Here is an 18,895-nt window from a genome sequence, read left to right as displayed (position 1 = left end):
ACCGGGAACGGGCGGATACCCTGGGGGTCAGTTGCCCGCCCCACCGATCCGAGGATTCGCGACCGCCGTGTTCGACACTCTTTCCGACCGCCTCGCAGCGACGTTCAAGAACCTCCGGGGCAAGGGCCGCCTGTCCGAGGCGGACATCGATGCCACCGCCCGCGAGATCCGCATCGCGCTGCTGGAGGCGGATGTCGCGCTGCCCGTGGTCCGGGCCTTCATCAAGCAGGTCAAGGAGCGGGCGCTGGGCGCGGAGGTCTCGCAGGCCCTCAACCCCGCCCAGCAGGTCATCAAGATCGTCAACGAGGAGCTCGTCGGCATCCTCGGCGGCGAGACCCGCCGGCTGCGCTTCGCCAAGACCCCGCCCACCGTGATCATGCTCGCCGGTCTGCAGGGCGCGGGCAAGACGACGCTCGCGGGCAAGCTCGGCCGCTGGCTGAAGGGGCAGGGCCACGCCCCGCTGCTGGTGGCCTGCGACCTCCAGCGCCCGAACGCCGTCAACCAGCTCTCCGTCGTGGCCGAGCGCGCGGAGGTCGCCGTCTACGCGCCGGAGCCGGGCAACGGCGTCGGCGACCCGGTGAAGGTGGCCCGGGACTCGATCGAGTTCGCCAAGGCCAAGGTGCACGACGTGGTCATCGTCGACACCGCCGGCCGCCTCGGCATCGACGAGGAGCTGATGCGGCAGGCCGCGGACATCCGCGACGCCGTCTCCCCGGACGAGATCCTCTTCGTCGTCGACGCGATGATCGGCCAGGACGCGGTGAACACCGCCGAGGCGTTCCGCGACGGCGTGGGCTTCGACGGCGTGGTGCTCTCCAAGCTCGACGGTGACGCGCGCGGCGGTGCGGCCCTGTCCATCGCCCATGTCACCGGCCGGCAGATCATGTTCGCCTCCAACGGCGAGAAGCTGGACGACTTCGACGCGTTCCACCCGGACCGCATGGCGTCCCGCATCCTCGGCATGGGCGACATGCTCAGCCTGATCGAGAAGGCCGAACAGACCTTCAGCCAGGCCGAGGCCGAGAAGATGGCCGGGAAACTGGCCAAGGGCCCCAAGGAGTTCACGCTCGACGACTTCCTGGCCCAGATGGAGCAGGTCCGGAAGATGGGGTCCATCTCCAAACTGCTCGGCATGCTGCCCGGCATGGGGGAGATGCGGGAGCAGATCAACAACCTGGACGAGCGGGACGTCGACCGCACCGCCGCAATCATCAAGTCGATGACGCCGGGCGAGCGCCAGGACCCGACGATCATCAACGGCTCCCGCCGGGCCCGGATCGCCAAGGGCTCCGGTGTCGAGGTCAGCGCCGTGAAGAACCTCGTGGAGCGGTTCTTCGAGGCCCGCAAGATGATGTCCCGGATGGCCCAGGGCGGCGGTATGCCGGGGATGCCCGGGATGCCGGGCATGGGTGGCGGCCCCGGCCGGAAGAAGAAGCAGCAGAAGCAGGCCAAGGGCAAGCGCCGCAGCGGCAACCCGATGAAGCGGAAGGCGGAGGAGCAGGCCGCCGCCGCGCGCCGGGAGCAGCAGGCCGCCAACCCGCTGGGACTGCCGCAGGGCGGACAGGAGCAGCAGGACTTCGAACTGCCGGACGAGTTCAAGAAGTTCATGCGCTGACCGGGCGGCCGGTGCCCCGGACCGCCGGGCTCAGACCCCCCCGCGGCGAGTGCGGCGAGTGCAGCGAGTGCAGCGAGTGTGGCGAGATACCGGGCTCAGACCCGTGCGACGAGATACCGGAAGACGTTCGGCATCCAGATCGTGCCGTCCGGCCGGCGGTGCTGGTGCAGCGCCTCGGTGAGCTCCTTCTCGACCTGGCCGGCGTCCGTGGCCGCCACCGCCTCGTCGAACAGGCCGGTGGAGAGCAGTCCGCGCACCGCGCTGTCCAGATCGGCGTAACCGAACGGGCAGGAGACGCGCCCCGAACCGTCCGGCCGCAGCCCGGCCCGGTGCGCCGACTCCTCCAGGGCGTCGCGCCCGTACGCACGCCGCCGGCCGGGTGCGTCCCCGTAGCCGGGCCCGAGCGCCGGCGGCCGGCCGGCCAGCCGGGTCGCCACCCGCAGCACCGAGGAGGTCGCGCACCGCTCGGGCGGCCCCCAGCCCGTGAGCACCACCGGGCTGCCGCGCTCGGCCAGCGCGGTCGCCGCGTCCAGGGCCGGGCCCAGGTCCTCGTCGGCGCAGGACTGCGGGTCGAAGACGGTCACCAGGGTGAACGGCCGCCCGTCCTCCGAGATGGCCTCCGGCCCGCCCTCGTACAGGCGTGGCTCGGCGCCCGGCGGGTGCTCCGCGGGGTCCGGCAGCAGCCGCTTCCGGGCCAGCGCGAGCCGGTACGGGTCCGGGTCCGTGCCCGTCACGACGGCGCCGCGGGCGGCCGCCATCAGCAGCGCCAGCCCCGAACCGCAGCGCAGGCCGAGCACCCGGTCCCCGGCTCCCGTCTCCAGCCGTTGGTGGACCGCTTCGTAGAGCGGCACCAGCATCCGTTCCTGGATCTCAGCCCAGTCCCGCGCGCGGACACGCGCACCCTCGGGCGCGTGCGTCGGGGAGGAGAAGTGGTGCCGCTGTACGAGCGTGGGTGTCATCGAAGCGCCCCAATCCGCCGAGAGCTCGGTCCTGTGGTTGCCCGCCCCTGGTCGAGCCGCGCCCCGTTCCCTCGCCGGGGGCCCGCTGCGCTGCGGGCCCGCGGGGATGCGCGGCGATGCCTTGGCTCCCTCGGCGCACGCCGCTGCCGGCCGTTCGCGGCGTGCCCGGGGACCACCGATTCCCTTCTCAGAGTGCCACCGCCGTACAGAGTCCGCCATGGCACGGACGGCGGCTTCCGTCCCGGACGCGGCTTTTCCGCCGCCGCCCCGGGAGGGGGCGCGTCCGGTCAGGGACGGGACCGGGGATCCGGGTCCGGGCCGGCCGCCCGGAGGGGGCCGGTGCCGTCGCGGGGAGCGGGCCCGGTACGCTCGCGGGCGCCGCCGCGTTCCGCGGAAGCACGCCGGAATCCCGTGGACCGGACCGGACAGGACCGGGAACGGTACGGGTACCGGGGCCGCCGGAGAACGCCGGGCGGATCGGGGCGCCACGGCGGCGACGCGGGAGCGCCGCTTCCCGGGGGCGCGCGGACCGGAACGCGCGCCGGGGTTACGCGCGGGTAGGTACGTACCGGCTTGTTGTAAGCCGTACGGGTTCTCCGCAGATCGGCTCCCCCGCCCCCGTCGCCCCGCAACAACGCTGTACTGACTGGTACGTGCAAATTATTTGGGATGCCCGGTATCGGAACACCAGGGCACTCCGGCTCGTTATTCACGACGTGAGCACGACACCACCTGTTCTCGCCGCGGAGCTGGCGCAGGCGTGGGCCGACATTCAACGGCACCACCCCGAGCTGCCGGATCTCGCCGCGCCCGAATCCCTGATCGGAGAGTCCTCGTCCGCCTGCGGCGCGGAGCTCTCCTTCGAACGACTGCTCCACGAAGCAGTCCACGGCATCGCCGCCGCCCGCGGTATCCGCGACACCTCGCGGGCCGGCCGCTACCACAACCGCAGATTCCTGGCGGTGGCCGAGGAGCTCGGGCTCGACCACTCCGAGGAGCCGCATCCCAGCAGCGGGTTCTCGCTGGTCGTCCTCAGCCCCGAGGCGAAACGGCGGTACCGGCCCACCATCGAGCGGCTGAACCGCGCGCTGAAGGCGCACTCCGCCGCGACCGCCGGTGACGCCGGCCGCAGCTTCCGCGGCCCCGCGGCCCGGCACGGCTCGTCCGGCGGCGGAGTCCGGGTCAAGGCCGTGTGCGACTGCGGGCGCAACGTCCGGGTCGTTCCGTCCGTGCTGGCCCAGGCCCCGATCGTCTGCGGCGGCTGCGGCAAGCCGTTCAGAATCCCCGAGGCCGCCGCGGCGGCCTGACGCCGCCGTACCGCCCCGCGTCCCCGCCCCCGCCGGCCACCGGCCACCGGGGGTGCGTGCGGTGCCCCCGGGCGCGTGCGGCGGCGCCCCCGCGATATGGCAGAATGGGCCGTTGAGTACTCGGCAGCCGGACCGGACCCCTCTCTCCCTCGGCTGACGCGTCCATCGAGCACCCGGAACCCCGCAACCCCACGCGGGGCGCCGTGCTGCTCAAACACGTCATAGAGCAGGAGACACCACTCCCGTGGCAGTCAAGATCAAGCTGAAGCGCCTGGGCAAGATCCGGTCGCCTCACTACCGCATCATCGTCGCCGACTCCCGTACCCGCCGTGACGGCCGGGCCATCGAGGAGATCGGTCTGTACCACCCGGTGCAGAACCCGTCCCGCATCGAGGTCGACTCCGAGCGCGTCCAGTACTGGCTGAGCGTCGGCGCGCAGCCGACCGAGCCGGTCGCGGCCATCCTCCGGGTCACCGGTGACTGGCAGAAGTTCAAGGGCCTCCCGGCCCCCGAGCCGATGCAGGTCCCCGAGCCCAAGGCCGACAAGCGCGCCCTCTTCGAGGCCGCGGCCAAGGACGCCGGTGACGAGCCCAAGGGTGAGGCGATCACCCCGAAGGCCAAGAAGTCCGAGAAGAAGGCGGACGAGGCTGCCGCTCCGGCGGACGCCAAGTCGGCCGAGTCCACCGAGGCCTGATGATGCTCGAGGAGGCCCTCGAGCACCTCGTGAAGGGGATCGTCGACAACCCCGACGACGTTCAGGTCGCCTCGCGCAACCTGCGCCGGGGCCGGGTGCTGGAGGTCCGGGTCCACCCCGAGGACCTCGGCAAGGTGATCGGCCGCAACGGCCGTACCGCCCGCGCCCTGCGGACCGTCGTGGGCGCCCTCGGCGGCCGCGGTATCCGCGTCGACCTCGTCGACGTGGACCAGGTTCGCTGACACGCACAGCACCGGCGCGGGCCGGGGCGGGCCACGGCCCGTCCCGGCCCGCGCCCGTCCGCGGACCAGAAACAGGGCGACGGGGAGCGCGCCGCACGCACGGCGGCCCGCCCCCGCGGCCATCCACCGGGAATGACGGCGGCGCGAGCGGCCACCGCGACAGGCGGTGGCCCCGCCGCAAAAGAGAGGCGCAGTGCAGCTGGTAGTCGCGCGGATCGGCCGCGCCCACGGCATCAAGGGCGAGGTCACCGTCGAGGTGCGGACGGACGAACCGGAACTCCGGCTCGCCCCCGGCGCCGTCCTGGACACGGAACCGGCCTCCGCCGGACCGCTCACCATCGAGACCGGCCGGGTGCACAGCGGCCGGCTGCTGCTCCGCTTCGCGGGCGTACGGGACCGCAGCGGTGCCGAGGCGCTCCGCAACACCCTGCTGATCGCCGAGGTCGACCCGGAGGAGGTCCCGGAGGACCCCGACGAGTACTACGACCACCAGCTCATGGACCTCGACGTGGTCACCACCGACGGCACCGCGGTCGGCCGGATCACCGAGATCTCCCACCTTCCGTACCAGGACCTCCTGGTGGTGGAGCGGCCCGACGGCAGCGAGGTCCTCATCCCCTTCGTCTCCGAGATCGTCCCGGAGGTGGACCTCGGGGAGCAGCGCGCGGTGATCGACCCGCCGCCCGGCCTGCTCGACGAGGCCGGCGCCGAGATCGCGGGCAGCCGGGACACCGGGGACAGCGGGCCGGAGGCCGCCGACGGCAGGGCCGGCGCATGAGGCTCGACGTCGTCACCATCTTCCCGGAGTACCTGGAACCGCTGAACCTCTCCCTGGTCGGCAAGGCACGGGCCCGCGGGCAGCTCGACGTGCGCGTGCACGACCTGCGGGAGTGGACCCACGACCGGCACAACACCGTGGACGACACCCCGTACGGCGGCGGCCCCGGCATGGTCATGAAGCCGGAGCCGTGGGGCGAGGCGCTCGACGCCGTCATCGCCTCGGGTGACGGGGAGGAGCGGCCGGTCGTCGTGGTCCCCACCCCCGGCGGCGAGCCGTTCACCCAGGAGATGGCCGTCCGGCTCGCCGAGCGCCCCTGGCTCGTCTTCACGCCGGCCCGCTACGAGGGCATCGACCGGCGGGTCGTCGAGGAGTACGCGCGGGAGTACGAGCTCCTGGAGGTCTCCATCGGCGACTACGTCCTGGCCGGCGGCGAGGCCCCGGTGCTGGTGATGACCGAGGCGATCGCCCGGCTCCTCCCCGGTGTGCTCGGCAACGCCGAATCCCATCGCGACGACTCCTTCGCCCCCGGCGGGATGGCCGGGCTGCTGGAGGGCCCCGTCTACACCAAGCCGCCCGTCTGGCGCGGCCGCTCCATCCCCGAGGTGCTGCTCAGCGGCCACCACGGCCGGATCGCGCGCTGGCGGCGCGACGAGGCGCTGCGCCGCACCGCCCGCAACCGGCCCGATCTGATCGCCGGCCGCGATCCCGCCGCGTTCGACCGGGACGACCGCCGGATCCTCGCCGAACTGGGCTGGGAGGTGACGGCGGAGGGCCGATTTGGGCGGGTGCCCACCGCCGTGGAAGAATGAGCCGCTGTTGTGCGTCCGGCGCGCGCCCCTGCCACAGGGGGAACGACGCCCGCCCGCCGCACTCGCCGCCGGTACCGGCGGAACCCCGCATCTCGCACCCTTACGTACCGCTGATGACCTGTGGCATCAGCGAGGAAAGCAGACGGTCATGAACCTTCTCGACAGTGTCGACTCCGCATCGCTGCGCAGCGACGTCCCCGCGTTCCGCCCCGGCGACACCGTGAACGTCCACGTTCGCGTCATCGAGGGCAACCGCTCCCGTGTCCAGCAGTTCAAGGGCGTCGTCATCCGCCGTCAGGGCTCCGGCGTGCGCGAGACCTTCACGGTCCGCAAGGTCAGCTTCAGCGTCGGCGTGGAGCGCACCTTCCCGGTGCACACCCCGATCGTCGAGAAGATCGAGGTCGTGACCCGCGGTGACGTCCGCCGCGCCAAGCTGTACTACCTGCGCGAGCTCCGCGGCAAGGCCGCGAAGATCAAGGAGAAGCGCAGCTGAACCATCGCCGGAGGTCCATCCGGCCCGGCCGGTTAGGCTTTTGGGGCGATGGACACCGACGAACAGCTTTCCGAGCGCGACCGCTCTGCCGGACCCCCTGAGGGGCGGCAGGCGCGGTCGCGCTCGATGCGTTCCGGCCCCGGGGGCCGGCCGCGGTTCCCCGGCCGCGGCCCGTGGCGGCGCGCCGGGGTGCTGGTGGCCCTCTCCGTCGCCGGGGTCTCGCTGCTCAGCGCCTGTGTGGTGCAGCCCTTTCTCATCCCCAGCGGCTCGATGGAGCCCACCCTCCGGACCGGCGACCGGGTGCTCGTGAACAAGCTCGCCTACGGATTCGGCAACGAACCGGGCCGCGGAGACGTAGTGGTGTTCGACGGCACCGGTTCGTTCGTCCACGACGGGCGCTCCGGTGGCGTGCTGACCGGACTGCTGCGCGAGGCGGCAGCCGCCGTGGGACTCGCGGAGCCGGACGGGACCGACTACGTCAAGCGCGTGGTGGGGATCGGCGGTGACCGGGTCACCTGCTGTGACGAGCGGGGGAGGATCAAGGTGAACGGCGTGGCCCTCGACGAGGACTATCTGCTTCCGGGCGACAGCCCGTCCCAGGTGCCCTTCGACATCGTCGTGCCGTTGGGCAGACTCTGGGTCATGGGTGACCACCGCAGCGACTCCCGCGACTCCCGCGACCATCTCGGTGAGCCCGGTGGCGGCACGGTGCCCGTCGGACGGGTGATCGGCAGAGCCGACTGGATCGGATGGCCGGCCCGGCACTGGACGTCCCTCACCGTGCCGGAGGATTTCGCACGCGTGCCCGATGCGCCGGCCGCCGGGCGGGGAGGCGGCCATGGGTAACCGCGGAAAGCCGCGGGGCGGCCCCGACCGTGACATGCGCCTGCCGACGGGGTCGCGTCCCACCGGCGGGCGGCTGACCGGCGGGCGGGCCGAACGGCGCCGTGCCGCGCAGCGCATCAAGCGCCGGCGCCGCCGTTCGGCGATCCGTGAGGTGCCGATCCTCATCACCGTGGCCGTCCTGATCGCGCTGGGGCTCAAGACCTTCCTCGTGCAGGCGTTCGTGATCCCGTCGGGCTCGATGGAGCAGACCATCCAGATCGGCGACCGGGTCCTGGTGGACAAGCTGACGCCATGGTTCGGCTCCAAGCCGCAGCGGGGCGACGTCGTGGTGTTCAAGGACCCGGGCGGCTGGCTGGAGGGGGAGCAGATCAGCACCGAGGAGGACCCGGTGGGGATCAAGCAGGGGAAGCAGTTGCTGACCTTCATCGGCCTGCTGCCCTCGGACGACGAGCAGGACCTGATCAAGCGGGTCGTCGCGGTCGGCGGCGACACGGTGCGGTGCTGTGACCCCGACGGCCGCGTCACCGTCAACGACACGGCGATCAACGAACCGTACCTCCACCCCGGCAACTCACCCTCCGAGCAGCGGTTCGAGGTGGCGGTCCCGCCGGGCCGGCTCTTCGTCATGGGGGACCACCGGTCGAACTCGGCGGACTCCCGCTTCCATCTCCAGGAGACCGCGAACGGCACGGTCCCGGAGGACCTGGTGGTGGGCCGGGCCCTGTGGATCGCCTGGCCGTTCGACCACTGGAGCCGGCTGGAGGAGCAGGAGACCTACGCCTCGGTGCCCGACCGGAGCGGCGCGGCGACACCCGCGGCCGCCCTGGTTCCGCGGAGTGACAGGCCAGGGGCCCATACTGGGGGTCCCGGGCCCGAGCCCGCCCGGGAACGGCAAGCGATGATCCATCTCCCGATCCCTGCGGAACTCCCGCTCGTTATGGGAGTGGTGGGCCTGCGCCGTGCGCGGGCCAAACGGCAGTGCGGAGTGAGGAGTGGATGTGGGGGATGTGGCCGTCGGCGCACGAACCGGTCAGGACGAACCCGAGGAGCGCCCGGAGGACGGGGAGCGTTACGGAGACGCGGACGGCGGTGAGGACGGCGCTGTGAAGGGGAAGAAGCAGCGGTCCTTCTGGAAGGAGTTGCCGATCCTCATCGGGATCGCGCTGCTTCTGGCCCTTCTCATCAAGACCTTCCTGCTCCAGGCTTTCTCGATCCCGTCCGACTCGATGCAGAACACGCTGCAGCGCGGGGACCGGGTGCTGGTGGACAAGCTGACCCCCTGGTTCGGCTCCGAACCGGAGCGGGGCGAGGTCGTCGTCTTCCACGACCCCGGCCGCTGGCTCGGGGAGATGCCCGAGACCGAGTCCGGTCCGGTCGCCTCCGCGGTGCGCAATGTCCTCAGCGCCGTCGGGCTGATGCCGTCCGCGGAGGACAAGGACCTGATCAAGCGGGTCATCGGGGTGGGCGGCGACACCGTCGAGTGCAAGAAGACCGGTCCCGTCGAGGTCAACGGCAAGGCCCTCGACGAGACGTATCTCCACCCCGGGGACACGCCCTGCGGCGACAAGGAGTTCGGCCCGATCAAGATTCCGGAGGACCGGATCTGGGTGATGGGCGACCACCGTCAGAACTCCCTCGACTCCCGCTACCACCAGGATCTCCCCGGGAACGGCACCGTTCCGGTCGACGAGGTGGTGGGACGCGCGGTGGTCGTGGCCTGGCCGCTCGACCGCTGGTCCACCCTCCCCGTCCCGGACACCTTCGACCAGAGGGGGCTGAACGCCGTGGCCGCCGGAGCGGCCCCCGCGGCCCTCGGGTTCGCCGGTGCGGTGCCGCTGGTGCTGTGGCGCCGCCGGCGACTGCTCGCGCGGGACGCGGGCGGGGCCGCCGGGACGTCGCCTGTGACGGCGTCCGGGGCGGCGCCCGTGACGGTGACGGAAAAGCCGGAGCGGGACGGCTGACCGCGTCCCGTACCGCCGGGTAGGGTGCCGTCCCGGAGCACCGAGGCGGGGAGCGGGAATGACGACAGCGGGACGGACGGCCGGCGGCCGTCGCACAGCGGGCGGAATCCTGTCCGGACTGGCGGTGGCCGTCGGCTGTGTGCTGTTCCTGGGCGGATTCGTCTGGGCGGCACTGCTCTACCAGCCCTACACCGTCCCGACGGACTCCATGGAGCCGACCGTCAACGCGGGTGACCGCGTACTGGCGCAGCGGATCGACGGCGGGGAGGTCCGCCGCGGCGATGTGGTGGTCTTCACCGACTCGACCTGGGGCGACCTCCCCATGATCAAGCGAGTGGTGGGCGTCGGCGGGGACAAGGTCGTCTGCTGCGATGCGGACGGCCGGCTGACCGTGAACGGCGAACCGCTCGAAGAACCGTATCTGCGTAGCTCCGGGCCCGCCTCTCCGATGGAGTTCACCGCGGAGGTGCCCCGGGGGAGCGTGTTCCTCCTGGGCGACCGGCGGAACACTTCCCTGGACTCGCGGGAGCATCTGACCGACGGCGACCAGGGCGCGGTGCCCGAGAGCGCGGTGAGTGCCCGGGTGGACGCCGCGGTCTGGCCGGCCGGCTCCTTCGGCATGGTTCCCCGTCCCGCGCCCTTCGCGGAGCTTTCCGGCGGGGTGTCCGAGCCCGGTCCGCTGCGGCCGCTCTCCCTGGCCGCCGCCGCGGGCGTGGTGCTGATCCTCGCGGGGGCCGTGCACGGGCCGCTGGCCCGCCGGGCCGAGCGGCGGCGCACGGCGGGGACCGGTGGCTGAGGAGTGGCGGAAGGTCGCGCGCGTCGTCCTGCTCGACCCCGCCGACCGGATCCTGCTGCTGCACGGGCACGAACCCGCCGACCCCCGGCGTTCCTGGTGGTTCACCCCCGGCGGGGGTGTCGAGCCCGGGGAGAGCCGGGAGGAAGCGGCCCGGCGCGAGCTGGCCGAGGAGACGGGCATCACGGAGGTGGAGCTGGGGCCCGTGCTCTGGCGGCGCGCGTGCTCCTTCCCGTTCGACGGACGCCGCTGGAACCAGGACGAGTGGTACTACCTGGGCAGGACCGGGCAGACCGGCACCGACGACACCGGCCGCACCGAGCTGGAACGGCGCAGTATCACCGGCCTCCGGTGGTGGACCTCCGGGGAACTGTCCACGCTGCGTGAGACGGTGTATCCGACCAAGCTCGCGGAGCTGCTGCGCACGCTGCTCGCCGAGGGTCCTCCGAGTGCGCCCGTGGTCCTGGAGGCGGAACGGGCCTGACGCACAATAGGGGGACGCCCGGCTGAAGGGGACCATGTCATGAGCGCCGAAGACCTCGAAAAGTACGAGACCGAGATGGAGCTGAAGCTCTACCGGGAGTACCGCGACGTCGTCGGCCTGTTCAAGTACGTGATCGAGACCGAGCGGCGTTTCTATCTGACGAACGCCTACGAGATGCAGGTGCACTCGGTGCAGGGGGAGGTCTTCTTCGAGATCTCCATGGCGGACGCCTGGGTGTGGGACATGTACCGGCCCGCCCGGTTCGTGAAGCAGGTGCGGGTGCTGACCTTCAAGGACGTGAACATCGAGGAGCTCAACAAGAGCGACCTCGAACTGCCGGACGAGTCCGGCTTCAACCGGTGAGGGTGGGCCGGTGGCGGCGGGCGCCGGGGCTTGGCGCGGTGTCGCGGGGACGCGGCGCCGGGGGCTCCGGTGCTGTGGGGTCCGGGCCGGAGTCCGGGGTTGGGGTGTGTGGTGGCGGCCCGGTGAGGCCCTCGGCTCACCCGTACGAGTGAGCGAGTTTTCCACAACCGGCGAGTAGTCCACCGTTCCAGACCAAGATCCACTTCATGCCTCCGGTTCCGGGACAGTCGGTCCCGGAGGTGGTGCCGATGAACGCGCGAGGAGCGCTCGGCCGCTACGGAGAAGACCTGGCGGCCCGACGGCTGGCCGATGCCGGCATGACGGTGCTGGAGCGCAACTGGCGCTGCCGCGAGGGCGAGATCGACATCGTCGCCCGGGACAAACAGGAGGAATTGCATTGAATGCAACACTCCGCCTAGCGCGGTGACTGCCGTTCTCCCTGCTCAGCGACTTACAAGGTCGGTGCCCTGTCGGACCGGGCAGTGCGTCGACCAGCAGCCTAGCAATTAAACTCAACAATGTTGCGTCTGATACAACAGGCTCTATGGGGTCTGTGGCGCCTGGATCGGCGCATCTTGTGCTGGCGCGGAACGTGGTGCACCTGGACCCGGCTCCGGCCGTCTTCAAGGCGATGGTCGAAGGCTGGGCACGGCAGCAGTCGGCGCGGTTTCTGAAGCCGAAGACGATCGATCCGCGTCTTCGGCTGATTGAGCGGCTGGAGGAGTTCACGGGCCAGTACCCGTGGCAGTGGACGCCTGCGGATGGCGAGGCCTTCATCGCCCATCTGCGGGGCGGCAGGAAGCCGATCCAGATGTCGACGGCGCGGACCTACGAGGTCACGATCAGCCTGTTCATGGAATACCTCCTGGATGCCCGCTATGGATGGCTGCAGGCTTGCTTGGAGCGGTTCGGCGACACGCCGCAGGAGATCTTTCATGAGGGCAATTCGGTCCTGCACACGGTCGAGTACGAAGGTGATCCGCGGCGGCGGCCGCTGACCTACGACGAGGTACAGGCTCTCTTCGACGCCGCCGATGCCCGGGTGGGCAAGATCCGAGGGCAGGGCCGCAAGGGTGCTCTGTGTGCTCTGCGAGACGCGGCCGTGCTGAAGACCATCTACGCCTACGGAGTACGCCGCACTGAGGCGTCCCGGCTGGACCTCGTCGACCTTCGGCGCAACCACAAGGCGGCCAGGTTCGGCTCTTTCGGCAGCGTCATGGTCCGGTTCGGAAAGTCCACCAAGGGCTCCCCGCCCAAGCGCCGGACGGTGCTGACCGTTCCGGAGATGGACTGGGTCGTCGATGTGCTCAAGGACTGGCGGGATGAGATCCGGCCTCAGTTCTCACCGGGCAGGCATCCCGCGCTCTGGATCACCGAACGGGCTGGCCGTCTGTCACCGCGGTCGATCAACGATGCCTTCGTGGCCGCTCGCCGGGACGCGGACCTCGACGAGGATCTGGATCTTCACTGCCTGAGGCACTCCAACATCACGCACCTGACAGAGTTCGGCTATCCGGCCCGGTTCGTTCAGGAACAGGCTGGCCACTCCCACGCGTCAACCACGGCGATCTACATGGGTGTGTCGAACGAGTACCGCAACAAGCTGCTGGAGAAGTCGATGAGGAACAGGCTGGGCGACGACTGGGACGTGACGCCGTGATCAAGAAGATGGGCTACCAGTGGCAGCTGCGACAGCTAATGGCCAAGCGGCAGATGTTTCAGACCTCGGACCTGGTGCCGTTGCTCGCGGAGCGAGGAGTGAAGCTTTCGCGTGAGCAGGTCTACCGGCTGGTGACGCAGCCGCCGCAGCGGATGAGCATGGACACCCTGGTCGCCCTCTGCGACATCCTGGACTGCACCCCGAATGACCTGATCAAGCCTGAAGTCGTCAACCTTCAGATCCGCAAGACCGCCGGCGGTGACGCGGCCCCGGCCTCAGCCCCGACCGAGGCACGCCGCACCGTCATCCGGCGTCCCGGCCAGCCGTGAGGCAGCCGACGACCGAGCGCCGGCTGCGTGCTCGCGAGCTCGCCGATGCCCGGGCTCGGCTCGTCGGACACGTCAGGGAGGCAATCGGGTCGGCGATCACCCGGGACGAGGCCCAGGCCGCTCTGGAGGAGGCCCGCTGCTGGAGCCCTAAGATTGCCAGAGCTCTCGACACCCACATGGCCGAGCATCCGAAGGCACTGACTGACCCCTCACCTCAATGCCCGATGTCTCTGGTCCGGTTGCTGCAGGTCCTCACGGCTAAAGGGCACGGCAACGCGGTCACCCTTCTGGCCTGCGCGATCTGTGGCCGCACCGACCGCAAGATCCGCCGCGTCACTCCTGAGGGCCGGTGCTGCGACTGGTGCGTGATGAAAGAAACTCTGCGCCGCTGTGATCGCTGCGGGCAGGACGGCATCATCTTCGCCCGCCGTGAGGAGGGCGGGATCTGCCAGGTCTGCTACCGCAAGGACGAGCAGTACATGAAGACCTGCGCCGGTTGCGGCCGGCTCAGGCCACCTGCCCGACGGCTCGAGGACGGTAGTTGCCTCTGCAATAGCTGTGCTCCCAAGCCCGAACGTGAATGCGCCGGCTGCGGGACTTGGGGTGCCTTGCACTCCGGAGTGTTCTGCAGGCACTGCTACGTCGCGCCTCGCCGACTCTGTGGTCAATGCGGGCGAGTCCGCGAGGTTGGCAAACGCGTCTCGGACGGCGAGCCTGACCTCTGCAGGAGCTGCAATCGCGGCCCGCAGAAGGAGTGCAGCGTCTGCGGGCGCCTTCGCACGGGCAGCAAGCTGCCCGACGGAGGCTGGCGATGCCACGGCTGCCGGCCCCGCCCTATCCGCCAGTGCGGATACTGCGACTCCCATGGGCCCAGCCAGGCAACGTGGCCCCTGGGCCACGTCTGCGGCCCCTGCTACTGGAGCAGGACCAGGAAGCCAGCCCCTTGCGCGAACTGCGGGGTCACCAACGTGCTGGTCGGCCAGGACGGCGAAGGACGCGACATCTGCGGCCCCTGTTCCGGCTCCGACATCACCTTTTCCTGCGTCCGCTGCGGCTTCCCCGGCGACATCTACGCCGCCGGCTGCTGCACCCGCTGCGTTGTGAAGGACCGCGTCCACGATCTCCTTGCCCAGGACGACGGAATGGTCACTCCGCAGCTACTTCCTCTCGCGCAGTGCCTCACCGAGGCCGAACACCCCCGATCCATCCGGGGCTGGCTCAGCCGAAGCCCGGCCGCCAAGCTCCTGGCCGCCCTGGTCTCCCAGCACGCGGAAATCACGCACGAGCACCTGGACTCCCTGCCACAGGACCCCAATCTCCGTTACATCCGAGAGCTGCTGGTCACCGCAAAGATCCTGCCGCGACGGCATGAGACCTTCGCCAGGCTGGAACTCTGGGCCGCGAAGATCCTTGCCGCACGTCCGCCCCACCAGCTGCCCGTCCTTCGGCCCTTCGTCGAGTGGCAGATCCTTCGAGACGCCCGCCGCCGCTCAGTCCGAGGCCAGTACACAGCTGGCGCTGCATCAGCCGACCGCCTCGACATCCGCTCGGCCATCGACTTCGTGAACTGGCTGGATGAACAGGCCCTCGAACTGAAGGACGTCGGTCAGGCCGACATCGACCTCTGGCTTGAGCAGGTCAAGCCATCCCGCCGCGACGGGATCAACCCCTTCCTTCGCTGGACTGCTGCCCGACGCCTCACCACGACGCTTTCAGCACCGCGCCAGCCATCTGAGCTGCCTTCCCGGTTCCTGGCCGAAGACGAACAGGCTCAGCAACTGCGACGCTGTCTCAACGACGACACGCTGCCCCTGGCAATCCGCATCATCGGCGCCCTGATCAGGCTTTACGGCCTGCCCACCACCCGCATCGTCGCCTTCACCACAGACCTCTTCCACCGCGAAGACGACGGTGCCTACTTCACCTTCGGCCGCCACCCAGTCCTGCTCCCGCCGAAGCTGGCACGACTGATTGAGAACCAGATCGCCGAGCCTCGCATCGCCTCAGCTTTTCGATCCCCCACTGTCGAGGACACGCCGGCATACCTGTTTCCAGGCCAACCGCCCAGCCGCCCGCGAAGTGCCAACTCAGTGCATCAGCTCATGAAGAAGTACGACCTCCCGATCATCGAGGCCCGGAACACAGCCATGATCGAAGCCGCGAGCAACCTTCCACCAATCGTGATCAGCGACCTCTTCGGAGTCGGTGCCACCACAGCGGAGACCTGGGCGAAGTACGTCCAGGACAGCTGGGCGGACTACCTTGCCGCAGTCGAGGAGACTCAAGAGGAGGAATAGCGCAGGGTTACAACACTGCCTCTTCACCAGTCGGCGACGCCCTGGTGATCTGCGAGGTCAAGACCCGACGGGCCGGTGGCCGCGAGCACCCCATGGCGGGCGTGCCGGTCCGCAAGGCGGCGCGGCTGCGCCGGCTCGCGGCGCGATGGCTGCTGGAGCGCTGGCCGGCGCCGCAGCCGCCGCCCGGAGGCGTCCGGATCGACCTGGTCGGGGTCCTGCTGCCGGGGCGCGGTGCCCCCGTGGTCGAGCATGCGCGGGGGGTGGCCTGATGGGGTTCGCGCGCACCTGCTCGGTGGCGCTGGCCGGGATCGAGGGCGTGGTGGTCGAGGTGCAGGCGGATCTCGAACCCGGGATCGCCGCCTTCACCCTCGTCGGGCTGCCGGACAAGAGCCTGGTGGAGAGCCGGGACCGGGTCCGGGCCGCGGTGGTCAACTCCGGCGCCGAGTGGCCGCAGAAGAAGCTCACGGTCGGGCTCAGCCCGGCCTCCGTCCCGAAGAGCGGCAGCGGCTTCGACCTGGCCGTGGCCTGCGCCGTCCTGGGCGCGGCGGAGCGGATCGATCCGCGGCGGATCGCGGATCTGATGATGATCGGCGAACTCGGTCTCGACGGGCGGGTGCGCCCGGTCCGGGGTGTGCTTCCGGCCGTGCTGGCCGCGGCGGAGGCCGGTTACGAGCAGGTGGTGGTCCCGGAGCAGACGGCGGCCGAGGCGGCCCTGGTGCCGGGGGTCGCCGTCCTCGGCGTGCGCAGCCTGCGGCAGCTGATCGCCGTGCTGGCCGGTGAAGCCGTTCCCGAGGAGGAGCCCCGGGAGGCCGGGCGTCCGGACCCGATGCTCGCCGGGCTCGCCCTCCCGGGCTCGGGCGCGGCCGCCGGGCTGGCCTCCCGCCCGGCGGACGGCGGCGGGCCGCTCCCGGATCTCGCCGATGTCGCCGGGCAGCGGGCCGCCCGGACGGCGCTGGAGGTGGCCGCCGCCGGCGGGCACCACCTCTACCTGAAGGGTCCTCCGGGAGCAGGCAAGACGATGCTGGCCGAGCGGCTTCCCGCGCTGCTTCCGCCGCTGACCCGGCGGGAGTCCCTGGAGGTGACGGCCGTGCACTCGGTGGCGGGCGTCCTCCCGCCCGGCAAGCCGCTGATCGACACACCCCCCTACTGCGCGCCGCACCACTCCGCGACCATGCCGTCGCTGGTCGGCGGGGGGAACGGCCTGCCGAGGCCCGGGGCCGTGACCCTCGCTCACCGGGGCGTCCTCTTTCTGGACGAGGCCGCCGAGTTCAGCGGCCGGGTGCTGGACGCCCTGCGGCAGCCGCTGGAGTCCGGGCACGTCGTGGTGGCCCGCAGCGCGGGCGTCGTACGGCTGCCGGCCCGCTTCCTGCTCGTCCTCGCCGCCAACCCGTGCCCCTGTGGCAGGCACTCGCTGTCCGGGGCGGGCTGTGAGTGCCCGCCCGCCGTCGTCCGGCGGTACCGGGCGAGGCTTTCCGGCCCGCTGATGGACCGGGTGGACCTCCGGGTCGGCGTCGAGCCGGTGGGGAGGCGGGCCCTTCTGGAGGGGACGGCGGGCGGCGAGCCCACCGCGGTGGTGGCCGGGCGGGTGCTCCAGGCCCGGGAACGGGCCTCGGTCCGGCTGGCCGAGAGCCCGTGGCGGCTCAACGGCGAGGTGCCGGGGCACGAGCTGCGCACCCGGTGGCGGCCGGAGCCCGGCGCGCTGCGAGAGGCGGAACGGGACATGGAGCGGGGTCTGCTCACCGCCCGGGGTCTGGACCGGGTGCTCCGGGTGGCGTGGACGGTCGCCGATCTCGCGGGGCACGACCGGCCCGCGGCCGCCGACGTGGGCCTGGCTCTCCAGCTCCGCACCGGCGTCAGCCGGGGAGCGGTACCGGTCGGGGAGCCGGTGTGACGGGCGGTCCGGCCGCGGACGCCGCGGAGCGGGAGCGCCGGGCGCGGGCGGCCCTCACCCGGATCGTGGAACCGGGCGACGAACTGGCCGGGCGGTGGCTCCGGGAGCGGGGGCCGGTCGCTCTGCTGCGGCTCTTCCTCGGGCGGGGCAGGGCGCCGTCCGAGGTCAGCGAGGAGCGGATGGCCGGCTACCGGGCCCGGGCGGCGGGGGCCGATCCGGTGGCGGCGCTCCGCGCCGCGGAGGCCGCCGGTATCCGGTTCGTCTGCCCGGGAGACCAGGAGTGGCCCGGACAGCTGGACGATCTGGGCGATGCCCGCCCCCTCGGCCTCTGGGTGCGCGGAAGACCGTCCCTGCGGCTCTGGGCGCTGCGGTCGGTGGCCGTCGTCGGGGCCCGGGCGTGCACGGACTACGGCGCGCACGCGGCCACCGCCCTCGGCGCCGGTCTCGCGGAGCGGGGCTGGGTGGTGGTCTCCGGCGCGGCCTACGGGATCGACGGCGCGGCGCACCGCGGGGCGCTCGCCGCGGGCGGCGCCACCGTCGCGGTTCTCGCCTGCGGAGTGGACCGCGCCTACCCGCGCGGCCACACCGAGCTGCTGCGGCGCATCGCCGACCAGGGTCTGCTGGTGGCGGAACTCCCGCCGGGCGGGCACCCGACACGAAGCCGCTTCCTCCAGCGCAACCGGGTCATCGCCGCGCTCACCCGCGGCACGGTGGTCGTGGAGGCGGAGTACCGCAGCGGATCGCTCGTCACCGCCCGCCGGGCCCAGCGGCTGGGCCGGCTGTCCGCCGGCGTGCCCGGCCCCGTGACCTCCGGTCTGTCCGCGGGAGTCCACGAACTCCTGCGCGGGGAGGCCACCCTGGTCACGGACGCGGACGAGGTGATCGAACTCGTCGGCGGCATCGGGGAGCTGGCCCCCGGCCGGAACGGCCCGGTGGTCGCCCGGGATCTGCTGGCACCGCTCACGGCCCGGGTGCTCGACGCCCTGCCGGCCCGGCGCGAAGCGGACACGCGGGAGATCGCGCGGGAAGCGGGCACGGACGGCGACGAGGCGAGAGCACGGCTGTACGAATTGCTCTCGCTGGGATTCGTCGAACGGCACGGCGATCGATGGCGCCTGACCCACCCGGCCGGCGGTCCTGGGCTCCGTCCGGAAGACGGCCTCTGACCTGCTGCGACCGGGTGACGGTCGGCGGTCCGCCGCCGGGCCCGTCTTCACACCGGAGCACCACGCCCATCGCACGCGTCCCACGCGCCACTCGACGGGCGTAACTCCGCGGTGCGGTCAGCGGAACGTATCTGCGCATGAGATACCCGCAGTCCTTCGCACGCTGCTACGGGACAGTCACGCTACGCTTACGGCAGTCCTGGCT

General features: G+C 71.6%; 19 protein-coding genes and 2 pseudogenes. 20 read left to right on the top strand and 1 reads right to left on the bottom strand.

Annotation, left to right across the window (positions count from 1 at the left end; all coding sequences use genetic code 11):
• The first annotated feature begins 67 nt into the window (after positions 1-67).
• The gene (gene ffh / locus LIX60_RS08275; protein WP_227957881.1) at positions 68-1,615 is read left to right on the top strand and encodes a signal recognition particle protein; all 1,548 of its coding nucleotides are present in this window, start codon (positions 68-70) and stop codon (positions 1,613-1,615) included.
• Between the two features lie 95 nt (positions 1,616-1,710).
• Here the strand turns inward: ffh and LIX60_RS08270 are convergent, their stop codons facing one another.
• Positions 1,711-2,574 carry an SAM-dependent methyltransferase gene (locus LIX60_RS08270; RefSeq protein ID WP_227957880.1) on the bottom strand — a complete coding sequence of 288 codons (864 nt, stop codon included), beginning with the start codon at positions 2,572-2,574 and terminating at the stop codon, positions 1,711-1,713.
• Between the two features lie 716 nt (positions 2,575-3,290).
• Here LIX60_RS08270 and LIX60_RS08265 point away from each other — a divergent pair.
• From LIX60_RS08265 to dprA, 19 genes and pseudogenes are all read left to right on the top strand, one after another.
• Positions 3,291-3,881, top strand: coding sequence for a hypothetical protein (locus LIX60_RS08265; protein WP_019709838.1), 591 nt, complete (start codon positions 3,291-3,293; stop codon positions 3,879-3,881).
• Between the two features lie 244 nt (positions 3,882-4,125).
• Positions 4,126-4,575 (top strand): 30S ribosomal protein S16, encoded by a 450-nt coding sequence (gene rpsP / locus LIX60_RS08260; RefSeq protein ID WP_043469837.1) that lies wholly within the window; start codon positions 4,126-4,128, stop codon positions 4,573-4,575.
• Between the two features lie 2 nt (positions 4,576-4,577).
• Positions 4,578-4,817: an RNA-binding protein gene (locus tag LIX60_RS08255; protein WP_030544502.1), complete on the top strand. Its 240-nt coding sequence runs from the start codon at positions 4,578-4,580 to the stop codon at positions 4,815-4,817.
• A gap of 193 nt (positions 4,818-5,010) precedes the next feature.
• Complete coding sequence (gene rimM / locus LIX60_RS08250; RefSeq protein WP_227957879.1) at positions 5,011-5,595, top strand: ribosome maturation factor RimM; 585 nt, start codon at positions 5,011-5,013, stop codon at positions 5,593-5,595.
• On the top strand, positions 5,592-6,407 hold the full coding sequence (gene trmD, locus LIX60_RS08245; RefSeq protein WP_227957878.1) for a tRNA (guanosine(37)-N1)-methyltransferase TrmD: 816 nt from the start codon (positions 5,592-5,594) through the stop codon (positions 6,405-6,407). The genes rimM and trmD overlap by 4 nt, the downstream gene beginning before the upstream one ends.
• A 148-nt stretch (positions 6,408-6,555) precedes the next feature.
• Positions 6,556-6,900 (top strand): 50S ribosomal protein L19, encoded by a 345-nt coding sequence (gene rplS / locus LIX60_RS08240; protein WP_019709833.1) that lies wholly within the window; start codon positions 6,556-6,558, stop codon positions 6,898-6,900.
• 48 nt (positions 6,901-6,948) lie between these two features.
• Complete coding sequence (lepB, locus tag LIX60_RS08235) at positions 6,949-7,746, top strand: signal peptidase I (RefSeq protein ID WP_227957877.1); 798 nt, start codon at positions 6,949-6,951, stop codon at positions 7,744-7,746.
• The gene (gene lepB / locus LIX60_RS08230; protein WP_125622885.1) at positions 7,739-8,839 is read left to right on the top strand and encodes a signal peptidase I; all 1,101 of its coding nucleotides are present in this window, start codon (positions 7,739-7,741) and stop codon (positions 8,837-8,839) included. Before lepB (LIX60_RS08235) ends, lepB (LIX60_RS08230) begins: the two co-directional genes overlap by 8 nt.
• Entirely contained in the window at positions 8,754-9,707 is a 954-nt protein-coding gene (gene lepB / locus LIX60_RS08225; RefSeq protein ID WP_227962671.1) for a signal peptidase I, read from the top strand. Before lepB (LIX60_RS08230) ends, lepB (LIX60_RS08225) begins: the two co-directional genes overlap by 86 nt.
• Before the next feature lie 58 nt (positions 9,708-9,765).
• A complete protein-coding gene (gene lepB / locus LIX60_RS08220; protein WP_227957876.1) occupies positions 9,766-10,503 on the top strand; it encodes a signal peptidase I in 738 nt (245 codons plus the stop codon).
• Positions 10,496-10,984 carry an NUDIX hydrolase gene (locus tag LIX60_RS08215; protein ID WP_019709828.1) on the top strand — a complete coding sequence of 163 codons (489 nt, stop codon included), beginning with the start codon at positions 10,496-10,498 and terminating at the stop codon, positions 10,982-10,984. Before lepB (LIX60_RS08220) ends, LIX60_RS08215 begins: the two co-directional genes overlap by 8 nt.
• A 39-nt stretch (positions 10,985-11,023) precedes the next feature.
• Positions 11,024-11,347, top strand: a complete 324-nt coding sequence (locus tag LIX60_RS08210; RefSeq protein WP_019709827.1) for a DUF2469 domain-containing protein — start codon at positions 11,024-11,026, stop codon at positions 11,345-11,347.
• 248 nt (positions 11,348-11,595) lie between these two features.
• Positions 11,596-11,727 (top strand): annotated as a pseudogene (locus LIX60_RS08205) (YraN family protein); the annotation flags it as partial.
• Positions 11,728-11,891: 164 nt separating this feature from the next.
• Positions 11,892-13,007 carry a site-specific integrase gene (locus LIX60_RS08200; RefSeq protein ID WP_227957875.1) on the top strand — a complete coding sequence of 372 codons (1,116 nt, stop codon included), beginning with the start codon at positions 11,892-11,894 and terminating at the stop codon, positions 13,005-13,007.
• Positions 13,004-13,336 carry a helix-turn-helix transcriptional regulator gene (locus LIX60_RS08195; protein WP_227957874.1) on the top strand — a complete coding sequence of 111 codons (333 nt, stop codon included), beginning with the start codon at positions 13,004-13,006 and terminating at the stop codon, positions 13,334-13,336. Before LIX60_RS08200 ends, LIX60_RS08195 begins: the two co-directional genes overlap by 4 nt.
• A 968-nt stretch (positions 13,337-14,304) precedes the next feature.
• Positions 14,305-15,633 carry a hypothetical protein gene (locus LIX60_RS08190; protein WP_227957873.1) on the top strand — a complete coding sequence of 443 codons (1,329 nt, stop codon included), beginning with the start codon at positions 14,305-14,307 and terminating at the stop codon, positions 15,631-15,633.
• 32 nt (positions 15,634-15,665) lie between these two features.
• Positions 15,666-15,902, top strand: a pseudogene (locus tag LIX60_RS08185) (YraN family protein); the annotation flags it as partial.
• Positions 15,902-17,524, top strand: coding sequence for a YifB family Mg chelatase-like AAA ATPase (locus LIX60_RS08180; RefSeq protein ID WP_227957872.1), 1,623 nt, complete (start codon positions 15,902-15,904; stop codon positions 17,522-17,524). The pseudogene LIX60_RS08185 and the gene LIX60_RS08180, both read left to right, overlap by 1 nt.
• Positions 17,521-18,690: a DNA-processing protein DprA gene (dprA, locus tag LIX60_RS08175; protein WP_227957871.1), complete on the top strand. Its 1,170-nt coding sequence runs from the start codon at positions 17,521-17,523 to the stop codon at positions 18,688-18,690. The genes LIX60_RS08180 and dprA overlap by 4 nt, the downstream gene beginning before the upstream one ends.
• Positions 18,691-18,895 lie beyond the last annotated feature (205 nt).

Source organism: Streptomyces sp. S07_1.15 (assembly GCF_020739505.1).
GTDB classification, from domain to species: Bacteria; Actinomycetota; Actinomycetes; order Streptomycetales; family Streptomycetaceae; genus Streptomyces; species Streptomyces xinghaiensis.
The sequence above is the reverse complement of the archived record's forward strand: the minus strand, read 5'-3'. Positions and strand labels throughout refer to the sequence as shown.